Source organism: Actinoplanes sp. NPDC049668 (genome assembly GCF_044465445.1).
Classification (GTDB): domain Bacteria; phylum Actinomycetota; class Actinomycetes; order Mycobacteriales; family Micromonosporaceae; genus Actinoplanes.
In genome coordinates, this window is record NZ_JBITLR010000009.1 from 90,273 (window position 1) to 107,210 (window position 16,938).

General features: G+C 71.3%; 16 protein-coding genes. 6 read left to right on the top strand and 10 right to left on the bottom strand.

All coding sequences use genetic code 11. The features are described from left to right. Positions 1 to 267 precede the first annotated feature (267 nt). Complete coding sequence (locus ACIBSW_RS33805) at positions 268 to 576, top strand: hypothetical protein (protein ID WP_354723751.1); 309 nt, start codon at positions 268 to 270, stop codon at positions 574 to 576. Positions 577 to 1,179: 603 nt separating this feature from the next. Then, positions 1,180 to 1,404 carry a hypothetical protein gene (locus ACIBSW_RS33810; RefSeq protein WP_354723749.1) on the top strand — a complete coding sequence of 75 codons (225 nt, stop codon included), beginning with the start codon at positions 1,180 to 1,182 and terminating at the stop codon, positions 1,402 to 1,404. A gap of 758 nt (positions 1,405 to 2,162) precedes the next feature. On the opposite strand, the gene ACIBSW_RS33815 is transcribed toward ACIBSW_RS33810, so the two are convergent. From ACIBSW_RS33815 to ACIBSW_RS33835, 5 genes are all read right to left on the bottom strand, one after another. Beyond that, positions 2,163 to 2,957 (bottom strand): hypothetical protein, encoded by a 795-nt coding sequence (locus ACIBSW_RS33815; protein WP_354723747.1) that lies wholly within the window; start codon positions 2,955 to 2,957, stop codon positions 2,163 to 2,165. A 273-nt stretch (positions 2,958 to 3,230) separates the two neighbouring features. After that, positions 3,231 to 4,787, bottom strand: a complete 1,557-nt coding sequence (locus ACIBSW_RS33820; RefSeq protein ID WP_404799539.1) for an OmpA family protein — start codon at positions 4,785 to 4,787, stop codon at positions 3,231 to 3,233. Between the two features lie 22 nt (positions 4,788 to 4,809). Beyond that, complete coding sequence (locus tag ACIBSW_RS33825; RefSeq protein WP_354723796.1) at positions 4,810 to 5,670, bottom strand: phosphotransferase; 861 nt, start codon at positions 5,668 to 5,670, stop codon at positions 4,810 to 4,812. Positions 5,671 to 6,864: 1,194 nt separating this feature from the next. Beyond that, positions 6,865 to 7,869, bottom strand: a complete 1,005-nt coding sequence (locus ACIBSW_RS33830; RefSeq protein WP_354723743.1) for a sugar phosphate isomerase/epimerase — start codon at positions 7,867 to 7,869, stop codon at positions 6,865 to 6,867. Positions 7,870 to 7,890: 21 nt separating this feature from the next. Beyond that, positions 7,891 to 9,057: a Gfo/Idh/MocA family oxidoreductase gene (locus ACIBSW_RS33835; RefSeq protein ID WP_354723741.1), complete on the bottom strand. Its 1,167-nt coding sequence runs from the start codon at positions 9,055 to 9,057 to the stop codon at positions 7,891 to 7,893. An 88-nt stretch (positions 9,058 to 9,145) separates the two neighbouring features. On the opposite strand from ACIBSW_RS33835, the gene ACIBSW_RS33840 reads away from it, so the two are divergent. The 3 genes from ACIBSW_RS33840 to ACIBSW_RS33850 all read left to right on the top strand — a co-directional run bounded on the left by ACIBSW_RS33840 (position 9,146) and on the right by ACIBSW_RS33850 (position 11,856). Next, positions 9,146 to 10,138, top strand: a complete 993-nt coding sequence (locus tag ACIBSW_RS33840) for a LacI family DNA-binding transcriptional regulator (protein WP_354723739.1) — start codon at positions 9,146 to 9,148, stop codon at positions 10,136 to 10,138. A gap of 69 nt (positions 10,139 to 10,207) precedes the next feature. Further along, positions 10,208 to 11,002, top strand: a complete 795-nt coding sequence (locus ACIBSW_RS33845) for a L,D-transpeptidase (protein ID WP_354723737.1) — start codon at positions 10,208 to 10,210, stop codon at positions 11,000 to 11,002. A gap of 137 nt (positions 11,003 to 11,139) precedes the next feature. After that, on the top strand, positions 11,140 to 11,856 hold the full coding sequence (locus ACIBSW_RS33850) for a YcnI family protein (RefSeq protein ID WP_354723735.1): 717 nt from the start codon (positions 11,140 to 11,142) through the stop codon (positions 11,854 to 11,856). 28 nt (positions 11,857 to 11,884) lie between these two features. On the opposite strand, the gene ACIBSW_RS33855 is transcribed toward ACIBSW_RS33850, so the two are convergent. From ACIBSW_RS33855 to ACIBSW_RS33870, 4 genes are read right to left on the bottom strand one after another with little or no spacing between them, the layout of a single operon-like run. Beyond that, positions 11,885 to 12,790 (bottom strand): alpha/beta hydrolase, encoded by a 906-nt coding sequence (locus ACIBSW_RS33855; protein WP_354723733.1) that lies wholly within the window; start codon positions 12,788 to 12,790, stop codon positions 11,885 to 11,887. A 2-nt stretch (positions 12,791 to 12,792) separates the two neighbouring features. Continuing rightward, positions 12,793 to 13,425, bottom strand: a complete 633-nt coding sequence (locus ACIBSW_RS33860; RefSeq protein WP_354723731.1) for an SRPBCC family protein — start codon at positions 13,423 to 13,425, stop codon at positions 12,793 to 12,795. After that, a complete protein-coding gene (locus tag ACIBSW_RS33865) occupies positions 13,418 to 13,792 on the bottom strand; it encodes a metalloregulator ArsR/SmtB family transcription factor (protein WP_354723729.1) in 375 nt (124 codons plus the stop codon). Before ACIBSW_RS33865 ends, ACIBSW_RS33860 begins: the two co-directional genes overlap by 8 nt. Before the next feature lie 47 nt (positions 13,793 to 13,839). Further along, positions 13,840 to 14,109 (bottom strand): DUF2277 domain-containing protein, encoded by a 270-nt coding sequence (locus ACIBSW_RS33870; RefSeq protein ID WP_354723727.1) that lies wholly within the window; start codon positions 14,107 to 14,109, stop codon positions 13,840 to 13,842. Between the two features lie 50 nt (positions 14,110 to 14,159). On the opposite strand from ACIBSW_RS33870, the gene ACIBSW_RS33875 reads away from it, so the two are divergent. Then, positions 14,160 to 15,779: a phospholipid carrier-dependent glycosyltransferase gene (locus tag ACIBSW_RS33875; RefSeq protein WP_354723725.1), complete on the top strand. Its 1,620-nt coding sequence runs from the start codon at positions 14,160 to 14,162 to the stop codon at positions 15,777 to 15,779. Positions 15,780 to 15,785: 6 nt separating this feature from the next. Here ACIBSW_RS33875 and ACIBSW_RS33880 read toward each other — a convergent pair whose 3' ends face one another. Next, a complete protein-coding gene (locus ACIBSW_RS33880) occupies positions 15,786 to 16,910 on the bottom strand; it encodes a branched-chain amino acid ABC transporter substrate-binding protein (protein ID WP_354723723.1) in 1,125 nt (374 codons plus the stop codon). Positions 16,911 to 16,938: the final 28 nt, after the last annotated feature.

The window sequence follows — 16,938 nt, forward strand, 5'->3', positions numbered from 1 at the left end:
AGCGCACGCAGCTCGGCACCTTGGTCAGCCGTCAGCTCCACCTGGACAGCCGACTAGGTTCCGGTAGTGAGCCGGGAAGGGTGTCGATGTACGGACTACGGCATTCGAGTGCGGATGGCCTTGATGGGGGCATTGCCGGGACAAACCATGGCTCTGCCAGTCTTGCCGACAGCAAATCGAGTCCTCGGGAACGCCCGGGAGCGCGACTTCGTCGAGCTCACCACAGTCCTTCGAGTCGATATGACAGGGCTCTCTACAGTGGGTCCTGTGCAACCTCACCCACCCCGCGCACCGCAGCCATCGTTCCTCGAGCAGGAGATCGGCGGTGTCCCAATCTGGGGCCATCTCATAGCCGGCTTCGCGACTTGCGGGATATATTTTGTTTTCCTGCCTTTCGCTCTCGTCCACCTCGCGATCGAGCGCCGGATCGACCGGGCTGTGGACCGGGTGGTCGACCCATTGATGGACCGAGTAGTCAAGGTGGCACTGGCGATCGTGACCGTGCCGGCCTACCTGGTCTATCGGCTCGGGCGGCTGATCTACAACCGCATCATCGTGCGGCAAAATAGATCCTGAAACAGGCTTTCTGTCAGGAATCTCGCGAGTCGCAGTTGTTGGCGGTGCTTCAGCAATGGCGCCTCCATCCTCGGCAATTCGGCCACGCCTGGGGCAACCGCGATCTCCGGTCGCCTCGCTGCTCGCGACCAGTCAACGCCGCGCCAGCTGCAGATCCGTTCGCCACCGCCGCCAGGCAGACCTACTCTCTGCCCATGGACCCAGCCAGCGCTCTGGCGATCGGGATCGAGCTTGACCTCGTGCCGACGGAGGACGGCGGGCGCGCAACACCCCTGCGCAGCGGCTGTGCCAAGGAGAACAGGTTCACGTATCGACCCATTGGGGACTACCCGACTGGCGGAGCGATCCTGGTCGCTCTGTTTTCTCGACCACGCCCCAGGCTGGTGGGATGTGGGACCGAATGACGTGCTCCGGATGTGCGAGGGCTCGCGAATCTGCGGTCACGGGCGCGTCGGGGTCGAGTCCGCGACCTGGTACATGCCGGAGCAAAAGCAGGAGCGTTTGGTGGCGCGGTTGGTGTAGACCTGATGTGCCCAGCCTGACCGCTCATGCCGTGGGCGGACAGCGACCCGCCAGGCCATCCGCCGTGGCACCTTCGCCTCCGTGCAGGTCCTCATCCGGACCATCCGGGCCTACATCGCCTCCTGGAACACCAACCCGCGACCGTTCCAGTGGACCGCAACCACGGACGAGATCCTCGCCAAGGCCCGCCTCACCCAGCTCAACATCAAGAAACTCGTCGCGAACAACTCGAAGAAGGGCGTCCGACTCAGGGTTGTTGAATTGGACTACCTTTGGGGCTCGCGCCGGTTCCCGCCATCTCCATGATGTGGTGTGTGTGCCGTGAATCTATGTGGAATGCCGACTCCAGCCTGGATCGAATGTCGTGAAATGCGGCGGCAGTCGTCCCGCCGGTCCAGGAATGAAGAATCGAATTCCTACCCGTTTGCTCATTCATGTAGAACCGGCCAGGTAATCGACTCGGCGTAATGCGGCCTGCGGTCAGGTGACCGGGACGTCGGCACTGCGCAGGCGGTGCGGGTGCCGGCCGGCGGCGCCGCGAAGCACAATGACAGGTGCTGTTCGCCCGCGGTGGGATCGCCTGGTTGAGCAGGGGATGGCAGAGCAGCGGAGCCTACGCGGCCGAGGATCGTCGCCATACGGTCGCTGGTGTTGCGAATCCGCGAGATTCGCCCGGCGGGAACGGTCGGCGGACGGTCGCCACTTCGGGCGCGAACCGGTTGAGGGCGGCGCGACCTCCACCCGTCCGGTGCCCTGTCCTCTTGAGCAGGGCACCGGCGTCGGTGCCATCGAGGGCGTGCGGGGGTACTCGAATCTGATGTCGAGGTCGCATTGCACCGAACCTGCTCCGGGCCCGACGTGCGCGCGTCCACGGCATGCCGGTGTGGCCCTTTCCGGACGTGTCGGCCGGCAGCAGGCGGGGCGGGCGGAGACGCAGGCCCGGTCATCCAATGTGGCCCCGGCCGGAGGTGTCCGGGCCGAGGCCACCGCCGGGCACTGCGGCCCGGGCGAAGCTGGCAAGGCTCAATCGCCGGCCATAGTCGTGCCGCTCAGGGCGGTCCGGTCTACTTGTTCGGCTGGAGCTTCTTTGCCGCCTTGGCGGCGATCTTCTCCACCTCGTGCTGGTCCGGTACGTCCGTGCCCAGGTACATGAGGACGAGGGACAGATCCTGCCACGCGACCGCGACCAGCTTGATCTGAACGGCGGAGGGCGGTTCGCCCGTCTCGAAGACGATCTGAAGGCCGGACGAGGCGTCCCCGAGTGACGGCACCTTCAGCGAAGACTGCGTCACGCGAGCCTTATCGTCGCCCTCGCCCGACTTGATGACCGGGCAGCGCTTCGGTGCTTTGACGAATTGGTCGACGACGGCCCGGGCCTTGTCCTCGCCGATGACGGCGATGTGTTCGAGCACGATCTGAGAGTCGTTCATGAACATGACCATCGCGGAGTCGTCATCGGCCGCCTTGGCGGCCGTCAGCCTGCGCAGCGACTTCGACGCATCGTCGGATTCATCGCCCCACATCGCGCACACGTCGTCGAACGAGGTCGCATCGCTGGGGCTCGGCTCCAGCGCGACGGAGTAGCCCGAGGGCAGGTCAGGCGCGGTGAGCAGGGAGTCCTTCAGCCGTTTTGAGATGTCAGCTTTGTCTTCGCCGTTCGGGGCAGCGCCGGTAGCGCCGGTAGCGCGAGTCGCGTCGGCCGATGCCGATGCCGATGCGGATGTCGAGGACGCGGCCGCGGCGCGTGGGGACGCGGCGACGTCGGCCGCCGTGGCCGTCAGGCCGACTCCGGCGGAAATGGCGATCGCCGCCGGGAGACCGATGGCCAACTTGACGGATCTTTTGGTGAATATACGCATTTGGTCACCGTAAACGGTGTCCGGCCTGCGGGTCGTTGAATTGGATCAACTCCGGGGCCCCGCTCCGATTCCGGACACTTCCTCGATTTGGCGGGTACGTGGCGAAGGCCCTACGTAGAATGCCGTCTCCTGCCCTGAATCGGATCCCGCGAAATGCCCGGCACGGGCGAAGCGCGCGCCGACCCTCCCGGGCAGATCCGGGATTCGCTTGTGCCTGGAACCGAATGAGCGGATCGTCCACCGCAAATGCGGCCGGGGCGCTTCGCCCGGTGGTCAGGTGACCGGGACGTCGGTGATGCGCAGGCGGTCGGGGACGTCGATGGTGACGGTCCGGGTGCCGGCCGGCGGCGCCGGGAACCACAGCGTCAGGACCTGTTCGCTCCGCGGTGGGATCGCTCGGTTGAGCAGGCGATCGCAGAGGCAGCGGTGCCGACCCGGCTCGAGCTCGTAGTCGAGACCGTAGGCGGCGGTGTCGCCGTGCAGCAGCCGGACGCCGGCGGCGCCGTACCGCGCGTACGGGTCGAACTCGTCCCGGACCGTGAAGACGCCCTGGCCGAGGAAGTCGAGGATCGTCGCGTTGCGGTCGCCGGTGTTGCGGGCCGCGAGACTCACCAGCAGGAACGGCCCCCGAACGGTCGCCGGCCCGGGCACGAACCGGATTGTTCCGCGGTTCAGGGGCAGCGCGACCTCGACCCCGTCCGGCGCTTTACCCTGCGCGCCCTCGGTACGGGGAAGGGCGTCCGGCGCCGCGGTTCCCGCCGCCGCCCCCTGCTCGCGGAACGTGATGGTGACCCGGCGGTTCAGCGCCCGGTTGGCCGCCGAGTCGTTGGGCGCGGCCGGCTCGCTCTCGCCCCTGGCCGCGACGCTCATGGCCCGGTCGCCGCCGTCCGCCAACCGCACCCGGAGCGCATCGGCGACAACCCGCGCCCGCCGCTGCGAGAGGGCCTGGTTGTGCGCGGCGGAGCCGGTGCTGTCGGTATGCCCGGTGACCGTCAACGGCCCGGGCCCGGCCGCGGCCACATCGGCGGCCGCCGCGGCGATGGTCTTGGCGGCGCCGCCCGTGAGCTCCGCACTGTCGAGGCGGAACAACACGTCGGTGTCGAGACTGATGTCGACCCGCCCACCCGCCCGCCGAGTACGAAGCCCGACATCGAGCCGCTGCGTGTACGCGCCGAGCGCCGCCGCATGGGAGGGAGCGACGTCGGCCAGATCGAGAGGCCCCCGCACCCGCCTGGCGCCGCCCCGCCCGGCGGCCGGCACCGGCACGGTCCCGTCGACGACAGGCACGTCGGCGAACACGCCGGCATAGGGCAGCATCACGGACAACCGCTCCACGCCCGCCGGCACCCCGCCGAACGCCGCCTGCAGCGACCCCGTCTCACCCGGCTCGACCCGCAACAATCCGGTGCAGGCACAACCGCCGCCCGCTCGCCTCTCCGAGACCAGATAGACCCGCCGCCCGGCCTCGTCCACGAGCCGCGGCGCATCGAACGTCGTGGACTGCACCGCCGAGAAGTGCCTGCTCACCACGGCCCCGCCACTCGCGCCCGGGTCAAGTGTGGTCTGAACCGTCAGAACGACCACATCCCCGGACCGGATCAACGGCCCGACACTCATCCGAAGCCTGTCCCCGGCAGCATCGACGTCCCGCGCCTGCACCGGCCCGCCCACCGCCGGATCGCCCGCCGCCGGCCCGCCCGCCGCCGGCCGGCTCGCCGTGGCGTCGGCGATCTCCGGCGCGGCCGGGTCGCTTGTGCACCCGACGGCGGCGAGCATCACCAACCCCGCGGTGGCCGCCGCAAGCATCCGCCGCACCTGACCCTCCCGCATCCGTCGGAGACTCCCGGCAAGCTTAGGTCCCGCCCCAGACCCGGCCGTATCCGTCCGACCCGGACCGCCCGCCGCCCGGACCGCCCGGTCCGCTGAACCAGGCGTGCGCGTCCGCCAACCCGTCTTCATTCCCGACGGCACTCTCGATACCGGTGAGATCACCCGTCGCGATCCGGCGAGCGAAGTAATCGGCCTGCACCGCCCACCGAAACCGGAGCATCACCGGCAGCCCTCGCTCCACCTCGTCCCCCGAAACCACCCCCTGATCGAGGTAGCCCTCGATCAGCGACCCGGCACGTTCCGGACCCCCGGCATACATGACCGCCGAAGCCAGGTCGTACAGCAGCGGCCCACTCATACCGGTACTCCAGTCGATCAGCCCGCATACACCACGCGCCCGATCCAGGCGAAACGCCTCCGGAGCCGGATCGGTATGCAGCAGCCCCCACGACAGATCTCGCGCACCGAACTCGTCATAGGCCGCGACGGCCCCCGCAACGGCACCCCGAATCCATGGGCGAACGCCCAGGTGCTCACCCCGCGGATCGACCCAGTGAAACCGCTCCATGCCCGGCACCGACACGCCGAGCAACGCCCGGTGCACCCGCGCGAGAGTCACCCCGATCAGCCGCTGGTCGCCCGGATCCGCTCCCGACAGCTCCTCACCCGGCACCCAGCTCAGCAACGCCACCGGAACCCCGTCAACGTCAACGACCGTTCCCCCTTGGCGAGTCACCACCGGCGCCCCCGCCGGAACCCCACTGCCCTCAAGCGCAGAAGCCACCGCAAGCCCCGCCGCGAAGGACCGCCACGAGCCAGGAACGACAGCCTTGGCAACCCAACGCCGACCACCCACCCCGACAAACCACGTCGCCGAGTTCATCCCGCCGTTGTGCACATCAACCGTCGCCTCGGCCAGCCCCCACGAGTCCTCAATGCACCTGCGAAGCCTCCGCTCACCGATCACACGCGGCAGTCAAACAGCCACACCCCCACCCGGCCACCGACTTCCCCACCAACACAGCCGTCGGTCCGCACCACCGCACCAGCCACTCCGATCGCCGCCGCCAGCCGCCTCTCCACCCCACCACTCCACGAAACCCAAGAACATTCGCACCCACCCTGCCTGGCCCGCTCCGGCCTGGCCCGCAACGGCCCGCTGGCATGGCCCGACGAGGGCTGGCCTGGCTCGACTTGTTGTGGTCCGGCTTTGGGTGCCCGGTGCGGCTCTGGCCGGCATGGACTGGCCTGGCCCGATCTAACCTGCCGCGGCGCGACAGGGTCCGCTCCGGCCCGGCGCGGCCCAGCGCGGCCCAGCGCGGTGCGGCCCGGCTCGGCGCGGCACGAGGGCGCCTTCTGGGCCGATTAGTTCGAGTTCGTCGGCTCGGAGGAGGTCCAGGGCCGCGTCGAAGGTGGCCAGTGCGCCGTCGGGAGGCGGAGGAGGGCGGAGAAGCGGATGTCGACACCGGCGACGCCGTCGATGGTGTCGAAGAGGGCCTCGGCGGTTGGCTGGGTGGGCTCGTCGCCGAAGAGGCGGATGGCAGTGGTGCAGTAGCAGCCCAGGTCGGCGAGGGCGTCGCCGGCCAGGGTGAGCGAGCGGCGGATGTCGGTCGGGCGGTCGGGTTGTGGAGGGCGGTGCGGATGTGGGCGGTGCGGCCGATCGCGCCGGCGGCGACCAGGTTGCGGGCCAGGGTTGTCTGGGGGTGCAGGCGCCGCATGAAGCCCTCGGTCAGGGCTCGGCCGGGTTCGGCGGCGGCGTCGAAGCAGCGGACGGCGTCGGCCCGGGTGGTGGCGATGGGTGTTCGCAGAGGGCATGTTTGCCGGAGCGGAGGGCCTTGATGGTCCATTCGGTGTGGTGGGGTGTTCGGGAGGACTACGTAGATCGCGTCGATGTCGGGGCGGACAGCAACGCCTCGTAGGAGCTGTAGGCGGTGGGGGTGCCGGTCGACGCCGCGAAGGCCGACGCTTTGCCCTTGTCGCGGATGGCGATTGCGACGAAGGTGCCTGGGTTGGCGGGGGTGGCGGTGCGGACTGTCGCGGCGGTCGACGGCAGGGCTTAGCGGACTGCGGCCATGGGTCAGACGCCGGCCTTCGCGCCGGCGGCCAGGAGGTTTTCCGCGGCGAGGCGTAGGCCATCGACCTGGTCGAACTCCTGGTCCTCGTGCTCGATGTTCACCGCCATGTCGGGGTCGACGTCGTGCAGGGCGCGCAGGAACGGGACCCAGAAGTCCTCGATGCCGTGTCCGCGGCCGACGGCCACGAACTCCCACGACGGGTTCGGCGGCCACTGGTTGAGGGTGTTGTCGCCGCCGAGGTTGAGTGGGCCCGCGTCGGCCGGTGTGCGGGTGAAGCGGTCGTCGAGGACGCCGTAGAGCTTGACGTTGTCGGCGTTGATGCGGGTGTCCTTGGCGGCGGCGTGGAAGACCAGGTCGCCCAGGTGGCGCACGCAGGCGACCGGGTCCATGCCCTGCCAGAAGAGGTGGCTGGGGTCCAGTTCGGCGCCGACGTGGGTGGCGTTGGTCTGCTCGACGAGGCGCTGCAGGGTCGCCGGGTTGAAGACGAGGTTCTGCGGGTGCATCTCGATGCAGATCTTGACGTCGGCGGCGGCCGCGCGGGTGTCGACGTCCTTCCAGAACGGGACGGCGACCTGTTGCCACTGGTAGTCGAGGATGTCGAGGTACTGGCTGTCCCAGGGGTTGACGATCCAGTTGGCGGCGGTGCTGCCGGGGTGCGCGGCGGGCAGGCCGGACATCGCCACGATGCGCTTCACGCCGAGCGCGGCGGCCACGTCGATGGCGCGGTGCAGGTCGGCGGCGTGCCGTGGGCCGACGCGCGGGTCCGGGTTGAGGGGGTTGCCGTTGACGTTGAGGCCGGTCAGGGTGATGCCGGCCTGGGCGAAGCGGCCGAGGTAGTCCTGGGCGGCGCCGGTGCTGGCCAGGATGTCGTCGATCGGCAGGTGCGGGGCGGGGACGAAGCCGCCCGCGTTGATCTCGGCGCTGGTCAGGCCCAGCTCACCGAGGATCTTGAGGGTCTCGTCGAGGGAACGGTCGTGCAGGCACGCGGTGTAGGCGCCGAGCTTCATGGGGGCGGGCCTTTCCGGGGGTCAGAGGTGTGCGGGCTTGTCGGTGGCGGAGACGATCGCGTCGAGCACGCGCAGGTTGTGCAGGCCGTGCGCCAGGTCGGGGCAGGGCGGGAGCTGCTCGATCCCGGCGATCTGGTCGAGGAAGGCGCGGGCCTGGAACACGAAGAAGTCGTTCTGGCCGTGGCCGACCGTGGGGAAGTCCATGGGCAGGCCGCGCGCGACGTACGGATGCCAGGGGCCGATGTAGACCTGCCGGGCGCCGTTGACCGCCTGCCCTGGTCCGTCGTCGATGATGCTGAACTCGGCTGGCCGGGTCAGGTCGAACGAGGCGGTGCCGTTCTCGCAGAACAGGTCGACACGCAGCGAGTTGGCGTGCCCGTAGGCGACCCGGGACAGCGAGAACGTGCCGAGCGTGCCGCCGCCGTACGTCGTGGTGAAGGTGCAGAGGTCCTCGTTGGTCACCGGGACCCGCTCGTCGCTGAGCTCGACGCCGCCGGCGTGCCCGACGGCCACCCCGATCGGCTTGCGCCGGGAGGTGATCAGCGTGCTGAACGAGGTGCCCTGCACCCCGGTGGTCGGTCCGCAGAAGAACTCGGCGAGGTCGACCATGTGGCTGCCGATGTCGGCGAGCACGCCGGAGCCCGGGCCGCCGGTGTAGCGCCAGCTCATCGGGCGCTGCGGATCGAATCCGTAGTCGGTCCAGTAGTTGCCGACGATGTGCCGCACCCGGCCGAGCGTGCCGCTCAGCACCTGCTCGCGCAGGGCGTTGAGGGCGGGGGAGCGGCGGAAGGTGAAGCCGACCGCGGCTATGCGGTCGGTGGCCGCGGCGGCGTCGACCATGGCCTGGGCGTCGCCGACGCTGGGTGCGAGCGGCTTCTCGCAGAGGACGTGCTTGCCGGCGGCGAGGGCCGCCTCGACGATCTCGCGGTGCAGGTCGTTGGCGACGGCGACGCTGACGGCGTCGACGTCGGGCGCGTCGATGACGGCGCGCCAGTCGGTCTCGGCGCGGGAGTAGCCGTAGCGCCGGGCGGCGTCGACCGCGAACGGCTCGTGCAGGTCGGCGATCGCGACCAGGCGTGGGGCGGGGCCGGCCTCGAAGACGGTGGCGGCGTTGCGGTAGGCGTTGGCGTGGGCGCGGCCGACCATGCCGGCGCCGATGACGGCTACGCCGAGGGGTGGATGTGCCATGTCGGGGGAACCTCCCGGGACGCTCTTAAAGCGCTTTAACTTCGAGTACTATCCGAGTCGATCTCGTTGGATGTCAAGGGGGGCCATAGTGGATCAAAGGCCGCGGCTCGATGATGTCGCCGCCCGCGTCGGCGTCTCCACCGCGTCGGTCTCGCTGGTGCTGCGCGGCGCTCCCGGTCCGAGCGCGGAGACCCGCCGCCGGGTGCTCGAGGCGGCCGCCGAGCTGGGCTATCGCGCCGACCGCACGGCGAGCATGCTGGCGCGCCGGCGCCGGCATCTGCTCGGCGTCATGCTCGACATCCGCAGCGCCTTCCACGCCGAGCTGGTGGAGGAGATCCAGGCCGAGGCCGACCGGATCGGCTACGAGGTGGTGCTCTCCACGCTCACCCGGCATCGCGATGAGAACCGGGCGGTGGAGACGCTGCTCGACTTCCGCTGCGAGGCGCTGCTCCTGCTCGGGCCCGACGCGGCGGATCGGCGGCTGGCCGCGCTCGCCGCGCAGGTCCCGGTCGTGTCGATCGGCCGCCGGGTCGCGGTCGGGGACGTCGACGTGGTCCGGTCCGCCGATCACGTCGGGGTGTCGCAGGCCCTGGACCATCTGATTGGTTTCGGTCACCGGCGCATCGCGTTCGTCGACGGCGGCCGCGGCGTGGTCGCCGCCGCGCGGCGGCGCGGCTACCGCGACGGCATGCGTCGCGCGGGGCTCGCCGACGAGATCAGGATCGTGCCCGGCGACCACACCGAGGAGGGCGGGATCCGGGCGGGCCGGCTGCTGACCGCCGCCCACGACCGGCCGTCGGCCGTCGTGGCCTCCAACGACCGCTGCGCGGTCGGCCTGATGGACGCGTTCCTGCGCGCCGGCCTGGACGTTCCGGGCCAGATCTCGGTCATCGGGTACGACGACAGCACGCTCGCGCGCCTCGCCCACATCGACCTGACGACGGTCAACCAGGATCCGGCGGCCCAGGCCCGGCACGCGGTGCTCGCCGCGGTGCAGCGGCTGGACGAGGGCCGTGAGCAGCGCATGGAGGTGGTGCTCAACCCGCGCCTGATCGTGCGCGGGAGCACGGCAGGCGCGTGAAGGCTCAATTCGGTAACGGCGGGTGAAGTCGGACAGTTCGGCGCGGGTGCCGTCACTAGCGTGGTGCGGATGCGCTGGAGGTGGACCTGTCTTACCGTTGTCGCCGCGTCCGTTCTGGCGGCGAGCGTGCCGTTGCCGTCCGCCGCGGTCTGGCAGCGGATCGCCGCGCGCCCGGCGGTCGTCGATATCCCGCCGGCCGCGCCGGCGCCGCCCGGGCTGCCGGTGATCGACTACCTGACCGGGCCGCGTGGGCTGCCGGCGGACGCGGGCCCGCTGTCCACCACGGGCGTGCAGCCGGCCGGGAACCTCGTCGTCTACGACGCGCCGGGCGGCCGGCCGCGGGCCGTGCTCCCGCCGGTGATCAGCGGGCTGCCGGTGGTCCTGCCGGTGGTCTCGCGGCGCTCCGGCTGGGTGGCGGTGCTGATGCCGACGGCGAACCGGCGGATGGGCTGGCTGCCGCCGCACGGGTGGTCCGCGCGGACGCTGCGCGACCACCTGGTGGTGCGGCGCCGCGCGCACGAGCTGACCTGGTTCCGCGACGGCGTACGCCGGCAGAGCTGGACCGTCGCCACCGGCGCGGCCGCGACGCCGACCCCGCTGGGGCGCACCTTCGTGCTGGGTCGCACGGGCACCCGCGGCGGCGCCTACGCCGGGCTGGACGCCCTGGTGCTCGGCTCGGTGCCCGAGGACCGGGACGCGGTCGCGTGGTCACTGCGCGGCGCGCACACCGGGGTGCACGGCTGGCGCAGCGACGCCGCGTTCGGCCGCAGCGTCTCCAACGGATGCGTCCGGATGCCGCCGGCCGGCCAGCGCAAGCTGCTGCGCAACATCGCACCGGGCACCCCCGTCACCGTCGTCGACTGAGCGACGCCGGAGGCCAGGTTGACACTCGCTCGTCGAGCCCTGGCCGGGTACCGAAAATGGCGGGAACTTTTGTGGGAAGGTCAGCGACCAATGACCGTGCCCGGCGCTCCGGCCGGGTTTGATCTGGAAGGTTTTCGATGTCGCTGTTGAAGCGTTCGGCGGTGGTGGCCGGTACGGTCGCCGCGTTCACCCTCGCCCTCGCGGTGCCCGCGTCCGCGCACGTCACGGTGAATCCGAGCACGGCCGTCCAGGGCGGCTACACCAAGGTTACGTTCCGGGTGCCGAACGAGAGCGACGACACCAACACCGTCAAGGTCGAGGTCAACCTGCCCGCCGACGCCCCGTTCGCGTCGGTGTCGCTCAAGCCGGTCGCCGGGTGGACCATGGTGGCCGAGAAGACGAAGCTGGCCAAGCCCATCGAGGCGCACGGCACCCAGCTCAACGAGGCCGTCTCGAAGATCACCTGGACCGCGACCGGCGACGCCGCGATCAAGCCCGGGCAGTTCCAGGAGTTCGACGTCTCGCTCGGGCCGCTGCCCGAGGTGCCGCAGGTGGTCTTCAAGGCGCTGCAGACCTACTCCGACGGCACCGTGGTGCGGTGGATCGACGAGCCGACCACCGACGGCACCGAGCCGGAGAAGCCCGCCCCGGTCCTGAAGCTCACCGCCGGCGGCTCCGACTCGCACGCCGCGGCGAGCGCGCCGGCCGCGGAGGCCGCCGCCCCCGCGGAGACCGAGTCCGAGACCGTGGGCGTGAACTGGGCCGGCCTGGTCGGCATCGCGCTGGGCCTGGCCGCCCTGGTGGTCGGCCTGCTCGCCTACCGCCGCTCCGGAGCGGGCGCGGCCAAGGAGTAGCGAACAAACCGGGGCGGGGAGGCGAAGGCTACGGCCGCGTGATGCGGTCGCGTAGCCAGGACTCGACCCCGCCCAGGGCCGTCCTGGCCATCGCCGTCGGGTGACCGGTGAAGCCGTGCGGCGCCTCGGGGTAGACCCGGAGCTCGACGTCGTTGCCGGCCGCCGCCAACCGGCCGGCCATGGCCAGGTTGTCCTCCAGCAGCACGTCCGTCGCCCCGACGATCAGCAGCGTCGGCGGAAGCCCGCGCAAGTCACCGTAGACGGGGGAGACGTCGGGGGCGGTTCGATCGGCCACGTGGCCGGCGTAGGCCTGGATGAAGTACTCGTCCGCGATGCGCCGGCCGGCCGGGGTGAGCGCGCTCAGGTCGTAGGTGCCGAACTGGAGTGCGGCGCCGGCGAACCGGCCGGCGGCGCCGCCGTCCCGGAGCCGGAGCAGCGTCGCCACGGCGAGGGTGGCCCCCGCGGAGCTGCCACCGATCGCGAGCCGGGTGGTGCCGAACCGGGCGCCGGCCTCCTCGACGAGCCAGCGCGCCGCAACCTCGCAGTCGTCGGGCGCCGCCGGCCAGGGGTGCTCGGGCGCCAGCCGGTAGTCGACGCTGACCACGACCAGGCGCAGGGCCTCCGCGAGCCGGCGGTTGCGCTCGTCCCCGCGCGCCGCGGAGTCCAGGTAGAAACCGCCGCCGGGTATGTCCAGGTAGACGCCGCGCGGCGGGCCGCCGGTGGGGGTGAGGACGCGCACCCGTACGCCCTCGATCGTCTCCGTCGCGGCGGGCGGATCGGCGGTGGGAGGCGCGGGCCGCTTCGCCCGCGCCTCCATCAGCTCCGCCCGGGACCCGGGGCCGCGGCCCGCGACCCTGGTCCGGTAGAAGTCGCGGGCCTGCGAGACCTGCTCCGCCGGCACGTCGGCGAACAGCGCGTCCAGCGCCAACCGCAAGGTCAGGCCCCGGTGTACGCCGCGTAGCACCGGTCCGCGCGCTCGCGGGCGACCACCGGGTCGGTGCCGTCCGCGATGGCCACCTCGGCCCAGGCGTCGCTGCTCAGCCGGGAGAACAGCTTGCCCTCGTCGGAGAGCATCCAGGCCATCCCGTCCTTCGGGTCGAGCGCCGTGGCCGGGTCCGTCAGGTGCATGTTGAGGCCGTGCAGGCCCATGTCCCAGCCGATGCCGGTCGCGCTCGGGCCGAACTGGTCCCACAGCTCCTGCGCCACGTGCCCGACGTGCTCGAGCTCGAAGCGGGTGCGGCCGTCGCCCTCCGGGGTCAGCCGCACCTCGATCCAGCTGACCTCGCCGCCGTACTCCCAGGTCGCGGAGTAGCCGTTCGGCGCGTCGCAGCGCGAGATCGTGCCGCCCGCGTTGCCTTCCAGCTGGTACTTGCCGCCCTCGCGCAGCTCGCCCGAGATCGGCATGAACCAGCGGGGGATCCGTTCGGCGCTGGTGACCGCGTCCCACAGGTCGTCGATGCCGGTGTCGTACACCTGGCTGATCGTCGAGATCCGGGCCTCGCCGGCCTCGAGCTGCCGGGTGCCGACGGTCCGGCGTACCGAATTTATCTGCTGTTGCACGTCAGCCATCGATTTCTCCTTGATCGGGTGTATCGGGTCGGTCGGCGGCGAGGCGGCGGGCGCGTTTACCGCGGGCCACCTCGGTCGCGAGGGCGGCGAGGTGCGGTGTCCAGTACCGCCGGAACCGCCCCAGCCACTCGTCGGCCTCGCGCAGCGCGCTGTCGTCGACCGCGTAGATCCGCCGGGCGCCGTCCGGGCGGACGGTGGCGAAGCCGTTCTCCCGCAGCACCCGTAGGTGCTGTGAGACGGCCGGCTGGGAGATGCCGAACTCGGCCCGGATGACCTCGGTCACGGCGCCGGAGGGCTGCTCGCCGTCGGCGAGCAGCTCCAGGATCCGCCGGCGAACCGGGTCGCCGAGCACGTCGAACGCATGCACGACCGTACGCTATCAGCGTGCCCTTATATAAGTAAAGCCTTAGAGGATCAGGAGGCGTACCGCTTGGCGGCGCGCTCCCGGGCCTTGGCGGCCTCGACCTCGCGGTCCTTCGGTGGCGCGCTGGTCACCAGCGCCTCGAGCAGCGCGGCCGTGGCCTGCGCGACCGCGTCGACCGCCAGGTCGAAGGCCTCCTGGTTGCGCAGCGACGGCTGGGTCGTCCCGGCCACCTTGCGCACGTACTGCAGGGCGGCGGCCCGCACCTCGTCCGTCGTGGCCGGCGGCTCGAAGTTGTGCAGCTGGCGAATGTTTCGACACATGCCTCGAGCCTAAGTCGTGTTCCACCAAACGGGGCGGATAGGTTTTCCGGGTGACCGTTGATCAAGTGGAGGCCCCGGCCGCCGCACCGCCGAGTCCGCGCCGCCGCCCCCGCTGGCTGGTTCCGCTGCTCGTCGTCGTGCTGCTCGGCCAGATGGCGGCCGCCATGGTGGTCACGGCGGTGCAGCAGACCCCGACCATCGACGAGCCGGTCTACGTCGGCGCCGCGGTCACCTACCTGGAGCAGCGCAGCCTGCGCTACAACCCCGAGCACCCGCCGCTGGGCAAGATGATCATCGCGCTCGGGGTGGCGTTCGCGGATCCGCAGCTCGATCCGGCGTTCCGCGGCAACCAGACCGAGCTCGGGCGGCACGTGCTCTACGAGGCCGGCAACGATCCGTACCGGCTGATGTTCCTGGCCCGGCTGCCGATGATCATCCTTACGCTGCTGTTCGGGCTGGTGGTGTTCGCGTTCGCCCGCGATCTGGTCGGTCCGCTCGGCGGCCTGCTCGCGCTGGCGCTCTACACCTTCTCGCCCGACGTGATCGCGCACGGCTCGCTCGCCACGCTCGACGTGCCGGCGGTCGGTTTCCTGCTGACCGCCGTCTGGCTGTCCTGGCGTGCGCGGGCGCGCCCGTACCTGTATCTCCCGCTCGCCGGGCTCGCGCTCGGCGCGGCCGTCGCCACCCGGATGAACGCGCTGCCCGCGGTCCCGCTGCTGATGCTGCTGGCCTTCCTGGCGCTCAAGCGCCTGCGCGGGGTGGCCGCCGCGGTCGGGGTCGCGGTCATCGCGTTCGCCGTCATCTGGGTGTCGTACCTGATCGTCGACCCGTGGCTGGGCTGGGTCGAGCCGACCGGCATGCCCGTCGTCTCGGGGCTGCGCGGGCTGCTCGTCGACGTGCTGCCGGTGCCGGAGCCGTACCGCGACGGCATCCGCATCCAGTTCGCCTTCGAGGACCGGGCGTTCCGCGGCTTCCTGTTCGGGGAGCTCTACCGGGGCTCGCTCTGGTACTACCTGCCCGCCGCGCTGCTGGTGAAGACGCCGATCGGCACGATGCTGCTCGGGCTCGCCGGCACCGCGGCGCTGTTCGCCGTGCCCCGGCTGCGGGCGGCGGCGCTCTACCTGGTGCTGCCGGTCGGCCTGCTGATGGCGGTCGCGATGACCGGCTCGCGAGACTTCGGCACCCGGTACGTGATCTTCGTGCCGATCTTCGGCGCGGTGATCGCGGCGGCCGTGGTCGCCGTGAAGTGGCGCTGGGCGCGGCTGAGCGCCGCGGCGCTGGTGCTGTTCGTCGCGGTGAGCTCGCTGCGCACGTTCCCGTACTACCTGCCCTACTCCAACGAGGCGTTCGGTGGGCCGTCCGCGACCCACCTGCGGCTGCACGACTCGAACGTCGACTGGGGTCAGGACCTGGGGCGGCTGGCCGACCGGCTGCGCGAGCGCTACCCCGGCGAGAAGGTCTGGCTGGTCTACCGGGGCGCCGGGATGCCGCCCGCGTACGGCATCACCGCGACGAGCCCGACCGGCGTGCCCGACGCCGAGGTGCGCGGGCTGCTAGTGGTCTCGAACAGCTCGGCGGCGAAGGCCGGCAGCCGGCTCAAGGCGCTGATCGCCTCCAGCGGGGAGCCGATCGACCAGGTCGGCCACTCGATCACCATCTACCGCCGCTGACGCTGTTCAGCCGCCGGACGGGTGCAGCCGGAAACTCTCGCCGTCGGCCTTGAGCAGCAGGAACTTCGCCGTCTTGCGGGTGCCGTCGGCGTTGAAGCTCATCCGGCCGGACAACGCCGGCATGTCCGTGGTGCTGATCGCCTTGCGGATCGCCTCGGGGTCGAGGCTGCCGGCCCGCTTGATCGCGTCCAGCGCCACGTTCACGGCGTCGTACGGCTCGACCGTCGAGGGGCCGGGCGAGCTGCCGACCGCGGCGAGGTAGCGGGCCGACCACTGGGCCAGCTCCGGCATGAACTCCGGGTAGAGCATCGCGGTGCCGTACACCTCCCGGCTCTCCGCCCGGGTGAGGTCCGCGAGCAGCGGGCCGTCCGTCGCGCCGTCACCGACGACGATCTTGCCCCGGAAGCCCTGCCCGCGCAGGTCCTTGATCAGCTGGGCGGCCTCGGCGTAGTAGCCGGTGTAGTAGACGGTGTCGGCCCGGTCGGCGATCACCGACCTCGCGGTCCGGGCATAGCTCGACGAGCCCTGGCTCAGCGCCGGCAAGCTGTTCGTGGTGAGGCCGCCGGCGCGCTTTGCCGCGGCGACGGTCGACTGCGCCAGAGTGATCGGGAAGCTGGTGCCGTCGTGCACGACCGCCAGCCGCTTGGCGCCGGTCCGCTTCATCCAGCCGACGGCGAAGTCGGCCTCGGCCGCGACCGTGCCGCAGACCAGGAAGACGCTGTCGTACTTCGGCCCGAGCAGGTCCGTCGAGTTGGACTGCGCCACGACCATCGGCACCTTCGCCGCCCGGAACGACTTCAGGGTCGGCAGGGTCGCGCTGCTGCAGTAGCCGCCGACCGAGACCGCGATACCCTTGTTGATCATGGTGCGGGCGGCGGTGACCGCGGTGCCCGGGTCGCAGGCGTCGTCCTCGACGACCAGCTCGATCTGCCGGCCCAGCACCCCGCCGGCCGCGTTGGCCTCGTCGACCGCGAGCTGCGCCGCGGCGACCATCGCCTTGCCGGAGGGGCTGTTGCGCCCGCTGAGCGGCACGAGCGTGCCGAGGCGGACGACCTCCGGCGCGGCCGCGGCCGGGTCGCCGGCCGGCTCCGCGCCGCCGCACCCGGTCAGGGCGGCCAGTACGACTGCCACCGCGGCAGTGGAAAGCAACTGTCGGCTG